General features: G+C 43.6%; 11 protein-coding genes. 5 read left to right on the forward strand and 6 right to left on the reverse strand.

The window, feature by feature from the left end:
* Positions 1 to 73: 73 nt before the first annotated feature.
* On the forward strand, positions 74 to 829 hold the full coding sequence (locus UQW94_RS02400) for an SDR family NAD(P)-dependent oxidoreductase (RefSeq protein ID WP_322141965.1): 756 nt from the start codon (positions 74 to 76) through the stop codon (positions 827 to 829).
* 416 nt (positions 830 to 1,245) lie between these two features.
* Positions 1,246 to 2,142, forward strand: a complete 897-nt coding sequence (locus UQW94_RS02405) for an NAD(P)-dependent oxidoreductase (RefSeq protein WP_373417450.1) — start codon at positions 1,246 to 1,248, stop codon at positions 2,140 to 2,142.
* A 485-nt stretch (positions 2,143 to 2,627) separates the two neighbouring features.
* Here UQW94_RS02405 and UQW94_RS02410 read toward each other — a convergent pair whose 3' ends face one another.
* From UQW94_RS02410 to UQW94_RS02425, 4 genes are all read right to left on the reverse strand, one after another.
* Positions 2,628 to 4,385, reverse strand: coding sequence for a sodium:solute symporter family transporter (locus tag UQW94_RS02410; protein WP_154203897.1), 1,758 nt, complete (start codon positions 4,383 to 4,385; stop codon positions 2,628 to 2,630).
* 668 nt (positions 4,386 to 5,053) lie between these two features.
* A complete protein-coding gene (locus UQW94_RS02415; RefSeq protein ID WP_005388506.1) occupies positions 5,054 to 5,677 on the reverse strand; it encodes a bifunctional 4-hydroxy-2-oxoglutarate aldolase/2-dehydro-3-deoxy-phosphogluconate aldolase in 624 nt (207 codons plus the stop codon).
* A gap of 78 nt (positions 5,678 to 5,755) precedes the next feature.
* Positions 5,756 to 6,688, reverse strand: coding sequence for a sugar kinase (locus tag UQW94_RS02420; protein WP_005437155.1), 933 nt, complete (start codon positions 6,686 to 6,688; stop codon positions 5,756 to 5,758).
* Positions 6,689 to 6,722: 34 nt separating this feature from the next.
* Positions 6,723 to 7,058 (reverse strand): cupin domain-containing protein, encoded by a 336-nt coding sequence (locus UQW94_RS02425; protein WP_005450851.1) that lies wholly within the window; start codon positions 7,056 to 7,058, stop codon positions 6,723 to 6,725.
* A gap of 419 nt (positions 7,059 to 7,477) precedes the next feature.
* Between UQW94_RS02425 and UQW94_RS02430 the strand changes: the two genes are divergently transcribed.
* The 3 genes from UQW94_RS02430 to UQW94_RS02440 all read left to right on the forward strand — a co-directional run bounded on the left by UQW94_RS02430 (position 7,478) and on the right by UQW94_RS02440 (position 13,900).
* Positions 7,478 to 9,643, forward strand: a complete 2,166-nt coding sequence (locus UQW94_RS02430) for a heparinase II/III domain-containing protein (RefSeq protein ID WP_213866286.1) — start codon at positions 7,478 to 7,480, stop codon at positions 9,641 to 9,643.
* Between the two features lie 2 nt (positions 9,644 to 9,645).
* Positions 9,646 to 11,826, forward strand: coding sequence for a heparinase II/III domain-containing protein (locus tag UQW94_RS02435; protein ID WP_322141966.1), 2,181 nt, complete (start codon positions 9,646 to 9,648; stop codon positions 11,824 to 11,826).
* A gap of 322 nt (positions 11,827 to 12,148) precedes the next feature.
* Positions 12,149 to 13,900 carry a polysaccharide lyase family 7 protein gene (locus tag UQW94_RS02440; protein ID WP_322141967.1) on the forward strand — a complete coding sequence of 584 codons (1,752 nt, stop codon included), beginning with the start codon at positions 12,149 to 12,151 and terminating at the stop codon, positions 13,898 to 13,900.
* Between the two features lie 470 nt (positions 13,901 to 14,370).
* Here the strand turns inward: UQW94_RS02440 and UQW94_RS02445 are convergent, their stop codons facing one another.
* Both UQW94_RS02445 and UQW94_RS02450 read right to left on the reverse strand, forming a co-directional pair.
* Positions 14,371 to 15,936 carry a polysaccharide lyase family 7 protein gene (locus UQW94_RS02445; protein WP_213867772.1) on the reverse strand — a complete coding sequence of 522 codons (1,566 nt, stop codon included), beginning with the start codon at positions 15,934 to 15,936 and terminating at the stop codon, positions 14,371 to 14,373.
* Between the two features lie 76 nt (positions 15,937 to 16,012).
* Positions 16,013 to 16,786 carry an oligogalacturonate-specific porin KdgM family protein gene (locus UQW94_RS02450; RefSeq protein WP_322141968.1) on the reverse strand — a complete coding sequence of 258 codons (774 nt, stop codon included), beginning with the start codon at positions 16,784 to 16,786 and terminating at the stop codon, positions 16,013 to 16,015.
* Between the last annotated feature and the right edge of the window lie 452 nt (positions 16,787 to 17,238).

The raw sequence follows: 17,238 nt of genomic DNA on the forward strand, positions 1-17,238 counted from the left end.
CATTTGTATTACAATAATACTCTATGTTAAATAAAAATCCTTTCCAACTCTACAAACATGAGAGAACACCATTATGTCTACTAAAATTGCATTTATTTCTGGTGCTACTGGCGGTATCGGCTTCCAAGTAGCAAAGCGTCTTGGTCAGGATGGATACACGGTCATTCTAAACGGCATTGAAGATGAAAAAGGTTCGGAGTGTATCTCCAAACTACATAACGCAGGAATTGAGGCTGAATACTACGGTTTTGACGTTACAGATGAACATGCCGTCGATGAAAACATCAATGCTATTGGTGAAAAATACGGCAAAATCGATGTTGTCGTTAATAACGCTGGTGGTCTTGGTGGTCGTAGTCCTATTGAAGGTATGGAAACTGCTTTTTTCCGTAAAGTCATGGCTTTAAACCTCGATAGTGCATTCTTCGTATCACGCGCAGCGATTCCATTTCTAAAAAAGTCTGATAACGCATCAATTATCAACTTCACTTCAAACGCTGCTTGGAATGCAGGTGGTCCAGGTGCAGGTATTTACGGTACATCAAAAGCCGCCGTTCATACATTAACTCGCGCTTTAGCTAAAGAGTTAGCTCCGGCAGGAATTCGAGTCAATGCAGTATCTCCTGGCACTATCGATACACCATTCCATGCTCAAATCAAAGCAACCAAGCCTGAAGTATTTGCTTCTTGGGCAGACAGTATTATGCTTGGACGCCTAGGCCAGCCAGAGGAAGTCGCCTCTGCTATCTCTTTTCTGGTAAGTAAAGATGCATCATTCATTACCGCAGAAACACTGCAAATTGGTGGTGGTCAAGCTTTAGGCATTTAGTACCAATAAGTCTTTTTACCTATCAGTAAGTGCGCTTTAGTACTGATTTGATTACGGCCGCAGTATGTTTGTACTGCGGCTTATCCTTATACCACCTCGCCTTTCACCCCATCTGTAACGTTTCATCCATTTTTTGGTATGGACAGTATTCCTCTAGCTGAAACAAAATCACTTGTATTACAATAAATTTTATTTTTACGTTATTTAAGCCTCCTAAAGGCTTTGTTCACGATAAAAATGGAAGCGTGAGGAATCCGCTTTTCTTATATACTCTGATGAATAAAACCCTCACAAACCTTACTTACATCTCACTTTTAGAAAAAATCCATCCCAAGCCCGCTATGCTCACAATTTTCAATTGCAAAAGCCACAATAGTCATTATGATTATCAACAAGCAATATAATCATACAATAGTATTTTTGGAGTTAAAATGACTAAACCTATCATTGGTTTCATCGGCCTAGGCTTGATGGGCGGAAACATGGTTGAAAACCTACAGAAACGTGGTTACGAAGTTGCTGTAATGGACCTCAATAAAGATGCTGTTGACGCAGTACTAGCTCGTGGAAACGCTTCTGAAGCTTCTTCAGGTAAAGAGCTAGCAGAGAAAAGTGATATCGTGATGCTGTGCCTAACAACATCTGAAGTTGTCGAAAAAGTTGTTTACGGAGACACTGGTGTTCTAGCTGGCATGTCAGAAGGTAAAACACTCATCGACTTCGGTACATCTATTCCAGCTTCAACGAAGAAGATTGGCGCTGACCTCGCTAAGAAAGGGGCTGGTATGATTGATGCGCCTCTAGGTCGTACACCTGCCCACGCAAAAGATGGTTTACTAAACATCATGGCCGCAGGCGACGTCGAAACATTCAATAAGGTTAAGCCAGTACTGGACGATCAAGGTGAAAACGTATTTTACCTTGGCGCACTAGGTTCTGGTCACGTAACCAAGCTTGTGAATAACTTTATGGGTATGACAACCGTAGCAACCATGTCTCAGGCATTTGCTGTTGCTAAACGTGCTGGTGTTGATGGCCAACAATTATTCGACATCATGTCTGCAGGACCATCAAACTCACCCTTTATGCAATTCTGTAAGTTTTACGCCGTAGATGGCGAAGAAAAACTAGGCTTCTCTGTCGCAAACGCAAACAAAGACCTCGGTTACTTCCTTGCTCTATGCGAAGAGCTTGGTACAACTTCCCTGATTGCAGAGGGCACTTCTAAGAGTCTACAAGCAGCAGTTGATAAAGGCCTTGGTCAAAATGACGTTCCAGTCATCTTCGACTACTTTGCAGAGCTAGAAGCTTAGTCACACTCAGTTGTAACTAAAAGCCCAGCTACCAATGTAGCTGGGCTTTTTTTGTTTTTCCCCAGACGCTCATCACTCCTTGATACCCTAGCCACTCCTTTAAAGTTTTGCAGGGCTGCCTCTTCCAATTCTCTTATATATTTTCCACTCACACTTCAAAACCTCTCTCCTATTTCTGGCGTACGCCTCATTAAAGCTACGTCTGATTTAATGCTTTTTCTTTGCTAAGAAGGCACACATATTTATTTAAATAGACAAAGCATCAGGTTTGGGGTGTAAAGTGTAAACACAGCGTGCAAAGAAAGTTAGATTGCTTTTTCGCTTTAGGCTGACGACTCTAATGCGAATATAGTCGCACCTTATTGGGAGTTCCCCAATACAACGAATAACAACAAACGATGCGCCACGCTTTCTCAGTCAGCGTGATCAAAAAATCCCACGGCTTTAACACCGCGGGATTTTTCATTGAGAGTCTTTAACTTTGGTTAGCTTTTCGCGTTAGCTAACTTTGGGCTTTTAGGCCCTCGGGCTGCGTTCACCAATAGAACACCCACCGAGAGAACAATCGCACCACACAAGATAAACAGTAGTCGACCAGATGGTTCATTTGGAATTAGAGCCATAGCTAGGATACCGAAGCCCGCTACGCTGATAAGCTTACCAAGCATGCCGCGCTGTTTTGTATCTAGGTTCTGCTGCTCTTCGCTGTCAGCCACAAGTGGCGTATTCCAGTTCTCGAACAATTGGTCCACTTCTTTCTCACGTTCAGGTGATAGACCTTTGTAGAAGAGCGTTGTCAGCAAGAAGAAACCACCGGTGAAGATAACGTGTGCCGCTAAGCTCAAGCCAACTTTTAGGTCTGCCCACTCACGTCCTGTAAACGCTTGCTCTAGACCGAATAGGCGCTCTACATCTTCTGCTTGTAGTGAGATACCGAAGATGTAAGAAACAAAGCCACCAACAACCAGTGTTGCCCAACCAGCCCAATCCGGCGTCTTACGAATCCACATACCAAGTAGTACAGGAATCAGCATTGGGAAGCCAATTAATGCACCGACGTTCAGTACGATATCGAACAGGCTCAAGTGACGTAGTGAGTTAATGAATAGACCGATACCAATGATGATGAAGCCCATCACGATAGTCGTTGCTTTACTCACGATAACCAGTTCTTTTTGCGACGCTTGTGGACGCACAATCGGGCTGTAGAAGTTCATCACAAAGATGCCCGCGTTACGGTTAAGACCAGAGTCCATTGAAGACATGGTCGCCGCAAACATTGCTGACATAAGAAGACCCACCATACCTGCTGGCATTACGTTTTGTACGAATGCTAGGTAAGCTGCATCACCACCTACTGAGCCGTATTGCTCTGCGAAATCAGGCATAAATGCCGCAACGTACCAAGGTGGTAGGAACCAGATGATAGGACCAACAATCATCAGCACACATGCAAGACCTGCAGCTTTACGTGCGTTTTCACTGTCTTTTGCACATAAGTAGCGGTAAGCGTTGATGCTGTTGTTCATGACACCGAACTGTTTAACAAAGATGAACACAACCCAAAGGATAAAGATACTGAAGTAGTTCAGGTTGTTACCCAGCATGAAGTCGCCGTGAAAGTTCGACACGATGTTTCCAATACCGCCACCATGGAAGTATGCCGCCACCGCACAAGTGATCGTCACTGCCATGATAACCAGCATCTGCATAAAGTCAGATGCAACAACTGCCCAAGAGCCACCCGTTACCGCCATTAGCATTAGCACTAAGCCCGTAACGATGATGGTCGCTTCCATAGGAATGTTGAAGACCGCTGCCACGAAAATCGCAAGACCATTCAACCAAATACCGGCTGAGATCAAGCTGTCTGGCATACCAGCCCAAGTGAAGAACTGCTCTGAAGTCTTACCAAAACGTTGACGAATCGCTTCAATCGCCGTCACTACACGTAATTGGCGGAATTTTGGAGCAAAGTAGAGGTAGTTCATGAAGTAGCCAAATGCGTTGGCTAAGAATAGGATTACAACAACGAAACCGTCGTTGAACGCGCGTCCTGCAGCACCTGTAAACGTCCATGCTGAAAATTGCGTCATGAAGGCGGTAGCACCTACCATCCACCATAACATCTTACCGCCCCCTCGGAAGTAGTCACTGGTTGAGGTAGTGAACTTACGGAACATCCAACCAATTGCAACTAAGAAGAAGAAGTAGGCAAGAACAACAAGAGTATCAATAGTCATTTTTTCAGCCTTTCAAGTTTGATCATTTTCTAATGTCTAGACTACTCTCCTCACAACGCCATTTGTACTACAATAAGCTTTAATTGTGATCTGGGACATAAGTTATTTCATCGAGAAATTGGCGAGAAATCCTTTATTTTATTGGGCTAATGGCATTCTAAGTCAGAACATCCGCCCCTCAACAAGCAATTATATTGTAATACAAATAATCTATTGCAAATTCATTAAAGTATGGAATATTTTTCTTCTTCACGCTTTGTCTGAAGATCAAAAATGCGCGGTATTTCTTTGAGGGAAACGTAATGAGATGTTTCGAAGGAATTGGATAGAAAATGGGATTTAGATGAATATAACAAGCAAGATCCCCTATTCCTTCTCGTCATTTCCTAGAAGGAGGAACGACTGAGTAGGAAATCTCTTTTTCCCAACAACTACCGAATACCAAATACCAAGTCGTTACTTTGATGGGTCAAATCATTATTGAAGTTTCTTATTTGGCTCTCTGAGATCCCCGACTCGCTCCTTCGTCGCTCTCGAGGATGACGTGAGGAAAATCCAGCGCTTTCCATTTCTACCTCTCCAATCTCGCCTCTTTCAAACACAAAAAAAGCGAACCCTGAGGCTCGCTTTATATTCTATTCGCTAGTTTTATCGGGGTGTTACGACACTTATGCTACGTGAGCTACTGCGTCGCGAACCAGTGTACCTAGTTCATCCCACTTACCTTCATCGATAAGTTTTGTTGGCACCATCCAAGTACCGCCACATGCCAGCACTGAAGGGATAGACAAATACTCATCTACGTTACCTAGACTCACGCCACCTGTTGGCATGAATTTCACTGGGTAAACCGCCGTCAATGCTTTAAGCATACCTACGCCGCCAGATGGCTCAGCAGGGAAGAACTTAAGTGTACGCAGACCCATTTCCATCGCTTGCTCAACAAGGCTTGGATTGTTTACGCCAGGTACGATAGCCACGCCTTTGTCTAGGCAGTATTGAACCGTACGAGGGTTAAAACCTGGGCTTACGATAAAGTCCACACCAGCTTCGATCGCTTGGTCAACTTGCTCGTTAGTTAGGATCGTACCTGCACCGATCAGCATTTCTGGGAACTCAGCGCGCATAGCACGAATCGCTTCTGCAGCACACTCTGTGCGGAACGTGATTTCTGCGCAAGGCATACCGTTTTCAACCAAAGTGCGACCTAGAGGAATCGCATCTTCTGCTTTATTGATGGCAATAACAGGAATTACTTTTAGGTTTGCTAATTGTTCGTTTAATGTCGTCATAAGAGTGTACTCGTCGTCGTTAACTTGAGTTCAATAAATCACTGCGGAGCGCCGATTACTCAACGCTCCGCAAAAGAATTACAAAGGAAGATCTGGCATCACTTCGCGTGGAATGATGGCACCTTTATGTTGAATTACCGCACCAGCCATACAGTGGCCAGAGTAAGCCGATTCCGCTGCATTACCGCCAGTCAAACGCTTCGCCAAGAAGCCCGCACTGAAAGAATCACCAGCCGCTGTTGTATCAATCACATTGTCGACTTTGTTTGGCGCCACGTATTGCGCTTCGCCATTCGCGACAACCAAGCAATCTTTGCTACCACGTTTGATGATGATTTCATCCACGCCCAGTGCAGAGGTTCTCTCGATGCACTGTTCTAAATGCTCATCACCGTAAAGCATTTGCTCATCTTCAAATGTGAGCAGTGCGATATCTGTGTGCTTAAGGATCTTAAGATACCAAGACATGGCATTCTCGCGGCTTTCCCACAATTTAGGACGGTAGTTGTTATCGAAAATAACCTTACCACCTTGTGCCTTGAAGCGCTCAAGGAAGCCAAACAGTTGCGTCTTACCTTCTTCAGTAAGGATCGCTAATGTAATACCGCTCAAGTAAACCGCATCGTACGAGTAAAGTTTGTCGACTAATAGCGGAGACTCGTTTTGCTCGAATAGGAACTTAGCGGCCGCTTCGTTACGCCAGTAGTGGAAGTAACGTTCGCCAGTTTCATCGGTTTCGATGTAGTAGATACCTGGTTGCTTTTCTTTAACGGAAAGAACCAGACTAGTATCGATGCCCTCTTCTTGCCATGCTGATAGCATTTCTTGGCTAAAAGGATCGTTACCCAGAGCCGTTACATAGCTGGTTTTAATATCGTGAGCTTTGGTCAAACGAGATAAATACAGTGCGGTATTCAACGTATCACCACCGAATGACTGCTTTAGCTGACCTTCCTTTTTCTGTAGCTCAACCATACATTCGCCAATGACCGCGATGTTTAATGATTTCATGTTGTCACCTTAGCAACTGAGGTTGCGCTATAGATTATTTTAAGAAATCTTCACGAGCTGGGTTGAAGATATCTAGAAGAATGCTGTCTTGCTCTAGTGCAACCGCACCGTGCATCATGTGCTTACGAGCAAAGTATGCGTCGCCTTCTTTTAGTACTTTCTTCTCGCCTTCGATTTCCGCTTCAAAGCTGCCACGTACTACGTAACCGATTTGATCGTGGATTTCGTGAGTATGCGGAGCGCCAATCGCGCCTTTGTCGAAACATAGGTGAACCGCCATTAGGTCATCTGTGTAAGCAACAATTTTACGTTTGATACCGCCGCCTAGCTCTTCCCACGGGTTCTCATCTAATACAAAGAAAGAATTCATCGTCATACTCCTAAAAAGTCTCTATTAAAGCGAACCCTACGGCACTTCATTCTTAACCATGCTTTATTAAAAGGTTCTCTTAAAAAGCGTCGTATTGATAAAAGTGAAACGCGCAGCGAAAGGGTCTGCTGTCGAATTGGTAACGAGCATATCCGATCTGCTTTAATTGTCATACAATATATCTAAAAATATGTGATATTCATCAAATGGTGCTCGCTAAAGCATTCCACATAACGATTGATAACGTCGAAACATCAGTCACAACAAGGATTACCACAACAATATAAATCAATAAGTTAGCTAAATTCGCGTGATTTCACTCTCCCTTTTTGCCACAAAAACTACACCCAAACTTAATATTGTATTACTTTATAGAAAGTTTAAGAAAACAACACACTTCATCTGAGGGTGGTAAAGAAATGACTACACAACCGATTTTGTTGACTGAAGCAGAAGTCGAACTACTAAGAAAGGAAGTCGGAAAGCCGAGCTTAATGGGCAAATCCATTGAAGCGAATCGCAAGGAACTTGAAGCCTTCATGCGTCTGCCTCTAGACGTACCAGGTCACGGCGAAGCGGGTGGCTACGAGCACAACCGCCACAAACAAAACTATACCTACATGAACTTAGCGGGTCGTTTGTTCTTGATCACTCAAGAACAAAAGTACGCGCTGTTCGTTAAAGATCTTCTCGCTATTTACGCAGAGAAGTACCTCACTTTTGATTTCCACGTACAGAAAAACACTAACCCAACAGGTCGTCTTTTCCACCAGATCCTTAATGAACACTGTTGGTTAATGTTTACTAGCCTTGCTTACTCTTGCGTGGCATCAGTGATGACAGAGGAAGAGCGCACAGCCGTTGTTGAGCGCATTTTCGAACCAATGCTAGACATGTTCACAGTGAAATACGCGCACGATTTCGACCGTATTCACAACCACGGTATCTGGGCAGTTGCGGCTGTTGGTATTTGTGGCCTAGCTATTGGCAAACCTGAATATCTAGAGATGTCGGTATACGGTCAAGACCGTGATGATACCGGTGGCTTCCTAGCGCAAATCTCGCAACTGTTCGCCCCTTCTGGTTACTACATGGAAGGTCCGTACTACCATCGTTATGCGATTCGTCCAACTTGTGTATTTGCAGAAGTAGTACACCGTCACATGCCTGAAGTAGATATCTACAACTACAAAGACAAAGTGATTGGTAACACAGTACAAGCGATGCTAGCAACGGCTTACCCGAACGGTGAGTTCCCTGCCCTAAACGACGCGTCTCGTACCATGAGCATTACCGACATGGGCGTTCAAGTTGCAGTGAGCGTTTACAGCAAGCACTACGGTCTAGACGATAACATCCTAGGCATGGCGAAGATTCAAAATGCCGTTTGGATGCACCCATGTGGTCTTGAGCTTTCTCAAGCCTACGATAAAGCCATCGCAGACCGTGAAATCGGCATGCCTTTCTGGCCAAGTGTGGAACTAAACGAAGGTCCAACCGGTAACAACGGTGCACAAGGCTTTATCCGTATGCAGGATAAAACCGGTGATGTGTCACAGCTTGTGATGAACTACGGTCAACACGGTATGGGACATGGTAACTTCGATACGCTTGGCATTACTTTCTTCAACCGTGGTCAAGAAGTGCTGCGTGAATACGGCTTCTGTCGCTGGGTAAATGTAGAGCCTAAATTCGGCGGTCGTTACCTAGACGAAAACAAATCGTACGCACGTCAAACTATCGCGCATAACGCGGTAACGATTGATGAGCAATGTCAGAATGGTTTCGATGTAGACCGCGCTGATTCAGTGCACGGTTTGCCTCACTTCTTCAAAGTAGAAGGCACTGAAATCAACGGTATGAGTGCGTTTGCGAACGACCATTACCCGAATACAGACATGCAGCGCAGTGTGTTCATGCTTAACCTCGATGAGCTTGAAGCACCGCTACTGCTAGACCTTTACCGCATCGAAGGTGAAGGCGAACATCAGTACGACTACTCTCATCAATACGATGGTCAAATCGTACGTACTAACTTTGATTACCAAAGCTTTGGTGAACTGAGCACGCTTGGCGATGATTTCGGTTATCAACACCTTTGGAAAGTAGCAAGCGGCAAAGTGCAAGATACGGCGTTGGTTAGCTGGCTACAAAACAACACCTACTACACTTGGTTAGGCACAAGCAGCAGCGCGAAACAAAACGGTGACAATGAAGTTATCTTCACTCGCACTGGCGCCAATGACCCGAGCTTTAACCTACGTAGCGAACCAGCATTCATTCTACGCAGCAAGGGCGAATCGACGCTATTTGCTTCTGTGCTAGAAACACACGGCTACTTCAACGAAGAGTTTGAGCAGTCGGTGAATGCACGTGGTCAGGTGAAAGATATCCGCGTCGTGGGTTACAACGCCGTTGGCAGCATCGTAGAAATCACGACTGAAAAATCACTGGTTACTGTGATGATCAGCAATGTGCTAGGCGCTGACGACCAAACCCCACACCAAGTAGAAATGAACGGTAAAACCTATAGCTGGAATGGCTTCTACTCTCTAGAAGTGAACGCATTCGGGCAGGAGAAATAATAATGAGCTACCAAACCCAGTCTTACCAACCGCTATTAATGAACTTTGAAGAAGCGGCAGAACTAAGCAAAGCACTTGGCACGGATAGCCTATTAGGAAATGCACTAGCACGTGACATCAAACAAACTGACGCTTACATGGCTGAGGTCGGTATTGAAGTTCCAGGTCACGGCGAAGGCGGCGGTTACGAGCACAACCGTCACAAGCAAAACTACATCCACATTGATCTAGCGGGTCGCCTATTCCTTATCACTGGCGAACAGAAGTACCGCGATTACATCGTGGACATGCTAACGGCTTACGCGAAGGTATACCCGACGCTAGAGAGCAACACCAGCCGTGACTCTAACCCTCCGGGTAAGATCTTCCACCAAACTCTGAACGAGAACATGTGGATGCTATACGCCTCTTGTGCGTACAGCTGCATTTACCACACGTTGGAAGAAGAGCAAAAAACACTGATTGAAAACGACCTGTTCAAACAAATGATTGAGCTGTTCGTAGTTACTTACGGTCACGACTTCGACATCGTACACAACCACGGTCTGTGGGCAGTAGCAGCAGTAGGTATCTGTGGTTACGCAATTAACGATCAAGGTGCAGTAGACAAAGCGCTTTACGGCTTGAAACTGGACAAAGTCAGCGGCGGCTTCCTAGCTCAGTTAGACCAACTGTTCTCGCCAGATGGCTACTACATGGAAGGTCCTTACTACCACCGTTTCTCGCTGCGTCCAATCTACCTGTTCGCAGAAGCGATTGAACGTCGCCAGCCTGAGCTTGGTATTTACGAGTTCAACGACTCGGTCATCAAGACCACGTCTTACGCAGTATTTAAGACGGCATTCCCAGATGGTACTTTGCCAGCACTGAACGATTCATCGAAGACGATTTCGATCAATGATGAAGGCGTAATCATGGCAACGTCAGTATGTTTCCACCGTTACGAGCAGTCTGAAACGTTACTTGGCATGGCAGACCACCAGCAAGATGTTTGGGTTCATATCTCAGGTAAAACATTGTCTGACGCGGTTGCAGCCGCAGATAACATCAAACCGTTCAACTGGGGTAGCCTCTTCGTGACTGATGGTCCAGAAGGTGAAAAAGGTGGCGTAAGTATTCTTCGTCACCGTGACGAGCAAGATGATGACACCAATACCGCAGATACAATGGCGCTTATCTGGTTTGGTCAGCACGGCTCCGATCACCAGTACCACTCAGCGCTAGACCACGGTCACTACGATGGTCTGCACCTGAGCGTGTTTAACCGCGGTCATGAAGTGCTGCACGATTACGGCTTTGGTCGCTGGGTAAACGTTGAGCCTAAATTTGGCGGTCGTTATATCCCAGAGAACAAGTCTTACTGTAAGCAGACGGTCGCGCACAACACAGTAACGGTTGACCAAAAGACGCAAAACAACTTCGACACAGCGTTAGCAGAAACCAAGTTCGGTTCTAAGCACTTCTTCAAAGCTGATGACGAAAAACTGCAAGGCATGAGCGGTCGTATTTCTGGTTACTACAACGGTGTAGACATGCAGCGCAGCATCATTCTTGCTGAATTGCCAGAATTCGAAAAACCACTTGTGATTGATGTTTACCGCATCGAAGCAGATCAAGAGCACCAATACGACCTGCCAGTGCACTACTCTGGTCAAATCATCCGTACGGACTTTGAATACGATGTAGAAAGTACGCTGCGTCCAATGGGCGAAGACAACGGTTACCAACATCTATGGAATGTAGGTTCAGGCCAAGTTCAAGGCAGCTCGCTTGTTAGTTGGTTGCACGACAACAGTTACTACTCGCTAATCACAAGCGCAACAAACGGTGGCAAAGTGTTCTTCACTCGCACTGGCGCAAATGATCCAGACTTCAACTTGAAGAGCGAGCCTGCACTGATCCTACGTCAATCTGGTCAGAACCACGTGTTTGCTTCTGTGCTAGAGACACACGGTTACTTCAACGAGTCTATCGAAGCATCGGTTGGCGCTCGTGGCCTAGTAGAGTCAGTAACCGTCATTGGCAACAACGAAGTGGGTACCGTGATTCGTCTGCAAACTACCACAGGCAACTCTTACCACTTCGCTATCTGCAATCTAGACGAAGACAAGCAAAACGCGGCACATCGCGTTGAGTTCGACGGTGTGACTTACACTTGGGAAGGCGCATTCGCACAAATTTAATCTTTAGCTAGTCACTAAAAATTAATGTAAAAATCGGGAACTAATTCAAAGCCGGACGTCATGTTCGGCTTTTTTTGATTGTTTACATGACTCTACATGAGCTTATCAATTAGCGTTTAATCATAGTAAAACCGTTAATAACTCTTAGGAAAAACAGACATAACTTAACCTTACGCCTTATCAAAGACACCACTTATAGATATAGAACTCTTCTGAGATTTAATTAACACTTTTACTATTTAACTTATGACTAAACTACTCCCCAATAACACTAAAACGATATTGTATTACAAATATTAAATGGTGTAAGAGACGTACTACTGTGTTTATAAAATCAACTAAATTGCTTCTAATAAGCTTCTCTGGGCTTGGATTAATAGGGTGTGGAGGAAATACCTCCCCTACAAGCCAAGATGATAAACCAAATATTCCACACCAAGAACATGTAGCACCATACTCAATAGCAAAATTTCAAAACATATTGAGTAATTCAGATTTACAAGTATCAGATCCCAATGGGAAGGAGGGAAATAAAACCAGTGACGTCAAAAATGGAGCATTCTCGGATTATAAGAGTGACCACTTTTACGCAGAAAAGGATTCCAATTACCTTGTCTTTAAAATGTCGAACTACAAAATGCGCTCAGAAGTTCGTGAGCGAGAAAACTTCAACATTTCAGAACAAGGCGTCTCTAGAACTTTGTATGCAGATGTTCGATTACCAGAGATTAACCTTGCAATGGCTAGCTCCCCTGCAAACCATGATGAAGTCACTTTCCTGCAAATTCATAACAAAGGCACAGATACTTCTGCTACAGGTGCTATCCCACACCCTTTGTTACGAATCGTTTGGGAACAAGAACGAAACAGTATCACTGGTCATTACTGGGCGGTAGTAAAGAACAATGCCATAGATTGCAGTCTACCTTCTAGCGCATCAGATTGTTATGCAACATCATACGATCGTTATGACTTAGGAAAAGCCGATCTCAAGGCATTCACGCGATTCGAAGTAAAAATCGGAGAAAACACATTAACCATTAAAGTGAACGATGAGCAAAAGGTAAATGTAGATGTATCCTACTGGCAGCACCTCCTGAGCTACTTTAAAGCCGGAGTTTATAACCAGTTTGAAAACGGTGAAGCAAAGGTACAATTTAAGCAGTTAGGACTAACCAAAACTGACCATACTGATTCAATAGCTTGGAATATTGACGATTGGAAATTAACCATTCCTACAAGCAAAAATGATTGGTATGGTTTTGGCGGTGACAGCGCGGCTGAATTAGAGCCTGAGCGTTGTAATTCAAGTAAAGATCTTCTGTCTAACGAAGAGAGCGTTTACCAACGCGAGATTGATTTATCATACTTCAATGTTATTGACGGTAGCATGCATTTCCGCGCCGATATGGGTTACGGCACGTCAACGGCCAACTCCAGTTACATCCGTTCAGAATTGCGAGAGCTCTACATCAGTACTAACTCCCCGGATTGCAGCACCAGCGATGAAGAGACAAGTTGGTATATTGAAGATAGTCGTACCGGTGCAACTTCGCATACGCTAAACGCAACACTAAGAATTAACGAATACCCTAAAATCGACGGTCAATTACCAAAAGTCGTGGTAGGCCAGATACATGGTTGGAAAATCAGCCAAGCACTCGTGAAGCTACTTTGGGAAGGTGACAATAAGCCAGTCAGAGTTATTCTGAACGATAACTACAAACTTGATAACAACAAAGACTGTACTGATTGCAACGCATTCAGCGTTAAGCTTGGTACCTACGCGGTAAACGAAGACTGGCAATATACGATCCGTGCCGATAAGGAAGGACTGTTTTTAGCCTCCTACGATGCAGATGGCAGTAATATGGTCTCGCACACACTGAAGTGGGGAGAAGCATACTCAGACACCGCTAACAACAAGTCCTATACTCTGACTGAAAGATGGGCGTCGCCTGATATTGCGTTTTACTTCAAAGCCGGAATTTACCCTCAGTTTAAACCTGATAATGCATATCGAGGAGAAATCTTTGATGTGAGCTTTAGTGCTTTGATCACTCTTCATCAATAGTCATTTCAATCTCTTAGCAATAGGCTTGCTACTTTGCTCTAAAGCAACGAACAAAGCTCATACTGCCGCCACGGGAAATTTATTTTCTCGTGGCCTCTTCTTTTAGAACACTACAATTCAACTCGCTTCACGCATAGTGTTTCCTTCTACGATAAATATATAAATCAACCTCCACTTAGGCAGCTTAAAAACAGCTTCTATAGTTTCGTGAGATATTTATCTACCCTAACGCTGAGTTATTTTAAATTTAACCAATTAAACTACTCTAATATACATTCGCACTTAAAAATAAACATTGTCAGAAGATAAAAGCAATCAATAATTATTACCTATCTATGGTGATAAATTTTTAAATTAATTTATCTATGTCAATTAAAATAATATTTGAGCTGTTTTATTCTTCTATAGAAAAAAAGCCCTCAGCTACAAAGCTGAGGGCAAAGGACTTCAATCAACTAAAAGTGATAGAACTAGCCTTGGTACTTACCAAAAGATTGTTTTAATTTATAGAAAGTAGCTTGTGCGTAATCATCTGGATTACCGTACATATTCTGGTTATAGACACCGGCTTTAAAGTACATATATCTGCCACCTTCGTCATAGCCACTGTCACTCATATCTACGACTTGAACAACATCATCTTTACCATCACGTTTTACCGTAACTGTCATTGTGTTGCCTTTCACATCAATGATGTAGCTGAATTTTTCACCTAGCGCGATGCCATCGTCACCGATTTCACCAGTCATATCACCCACTAAGCTGTAGTAATCCTCTGTTCCAGTTTTGGTTTTTTCGTGAGCAAAGTAAACTGTACCTGTTGGTTGGTCTGGTAGCTTACGATAATAAAGACGAATTGGCTCATCATCTTTGTCATGAATCTGGCCGATAATAAAGCGGCCAACTTCATGCGACTGACCAGTTGTGGTTGCGTGGTCAATCTTCAGAGTCGCTTCAAGCGTACCGTCTACACCACCCGCTTCTTTTTGATCTTCAACTGGTGCAGAACTGAATACCCAGTTATTAGGATTTACACCTTTTGTGCTGTAAGACTTATCACCAGCACGAAGCATGGTACGTAACTCAGTTCGCGCGTATTTAGTGTTTTCAGAAGTTCGAGCGCCTTTCACATAGCTCTTGAATACCATTCCGCCATCATCTGCTGTGTAGAATATATCAGAGTGTTGGAAGCCGTTAGCCAAGTCCCACTCATCAATATCATCAGCACGACCATCTTTGTCATGGTCGAAAGGTGTCGTCAGTTTCCAACGTGTTAAGTCAAAGTTTTCACCCGGTGCATTTGTAGCGAGTGGCTCTTTCGGTAACGTAGGGTAAGGCATTGCTTTAGAAAGATCACACGTCACAGTCGTTTCACAAGGACGGACGATTGGTGCTCCAAAGTCGCCTTTACGATTCTTTTTGAGTAAATCCTTTTGTGCCTTTTGCTCCGCTTTCATTTGCGCAATCATAGCCGCTTCAGCGTTAACGACGTCATCAGTAATGATGTGACTTGCCGGACAGGCATTAATTCCGCAATTAACTGCCGCTAACTCAGTAACTGAGTTCCATTGGTTTTTGCTATTACCGTGGCCAACGTAACGAACATAGCGTGCTTTTACTGCAGGCTCAAACTGGAAGCGCTCTAAGCCAAGTGCGCGACCAGAGCTTTGCGCACCCGCAATAACCGTCACCCAGTTTTCACCATCTGTACTAAACTGAACATCAAATTTGCTGACGCGTTCGTTACCTTTGCTGAACGAGGCTTGAATTGCGTCGAACTCATAAACCGAGCCGTAATCCAACATCGCCCACTCACCATCACCATTTGCTGACCAACGTGTCATAATATCTTGGTCAAACAACTGCTCTGGAACATTACCATCATGACTACTCGCCGTTATCGTAACGGGAGTCAGAATATCAGCACCAGTTTCTTGGTTGTTTGGAAATGGATCTACCATGGTCGCCGTACTATTACAGCCCACAGCAAGTAAAATAGAAGAAGCTAACAAGCTTTTGAAGAAAATATGCTTCATGTAATCTAACACCTACAATATAAAAATGAATTAACAGCTCTTTTGCTGTAACAACAATTAGGCAATAACACTCGGGTTAAAAGCTGTATTTAAGGCCAAGGCGTGTTCTCAATTGGCGGTCATCCGTGGTTGAACCATCCTTACCTTTGACATTCCACAATTCAAAGTAAGGACGGAAATCTCCCATTTGGTAACCAACAATTAAGCCAGCATCACACTCAGAATCTTTCCAATCAGATAAACGCACTTCGTCATAGTTTTTGTTGTAGTTGATCTCATAGCTCAGCTTGACGTTATCAAGGTACTCGTTATCAAACTGACGCATATCGTAAGAGCCTGTCAGTGTCCACTTACCTTGTTCAACTGTTTTCCCAGCAACGCTTACCGAAGTACCATCCGTTAGTGTTTTGTTACCTGCACCATCTGAATAAACTTGAAATTCGTGTCGGTAACGTAAAGCGGTACTTAAGCCAAAAGAGGATTTGTAACCAACACGAACTTGTGGTTTATAAGTGGTTTTTTCGTCATCATCGCCAAAAGTAATAGGCATCCCTGGTTGGATAAACCATTGTTTATTTATTTGGTAGCGAACTCCCCAATCAAACTCAGAATCACCAGCAACGAGTTGATCCCAAAAATGCGAGTTGTCGTAACTATGGAATTTTTGTTCAACACCAAAGTTCAGTTTGGTCTGATCGTTAATTTTAGAACTACCACTAATTTTGATACGTTGGGCATAAGTTTCACTCTCATGCTTATATTCTGCGCGATAGTCTAAAGTTGCTGCGGAAACCGCTCCCGCCATTAATGTGGAAGCAACGAATAGGGACATTGTTGTAACTGCTTTCATGATTATATCTCTCTGTATATATTTTTTGGGATACCACTTAAATCCCTGGATTTGATTCAACACTATTGAATTAATGTATGACAAATACTAGTTAATTCATCATGAGAGTTCTGTGATATTAATCATGTAAGTGCCCCTCAACTGACAATTTGTATTATTATATATTCAAAAGTGTTAGCTATGTCTGATTCTAAAACGACCTTTGTAGACATCACTTACAGAGAAATGTTTTAACTCGTTTCATATGATAAAGAAGAAGATTAAAAAATATAAACAACAACAAATTCAATGACTTAAAATAAAAAATCTTGATGTAAAATCAAATTTCTTTCCTAAATCACCTTTAGTTTTTGCTGTTTCTCTATAAAGAAAGCCCTCAACCTCATAAAGGTTCAGCTCTTATTGATGTTGATATTCAACTATTTTGTGTGACTTATTCATCACTTCAGTGA

Source organism: Vibrio sp. PBL-C16 (assembly GCF_034321865.1).
GTDB lineage: Bacteria > Pseudomonadota > Gammaproteobacteria > Enterobacterales > Vibrionaceae > Vibrio > Vibrio alginolyticus.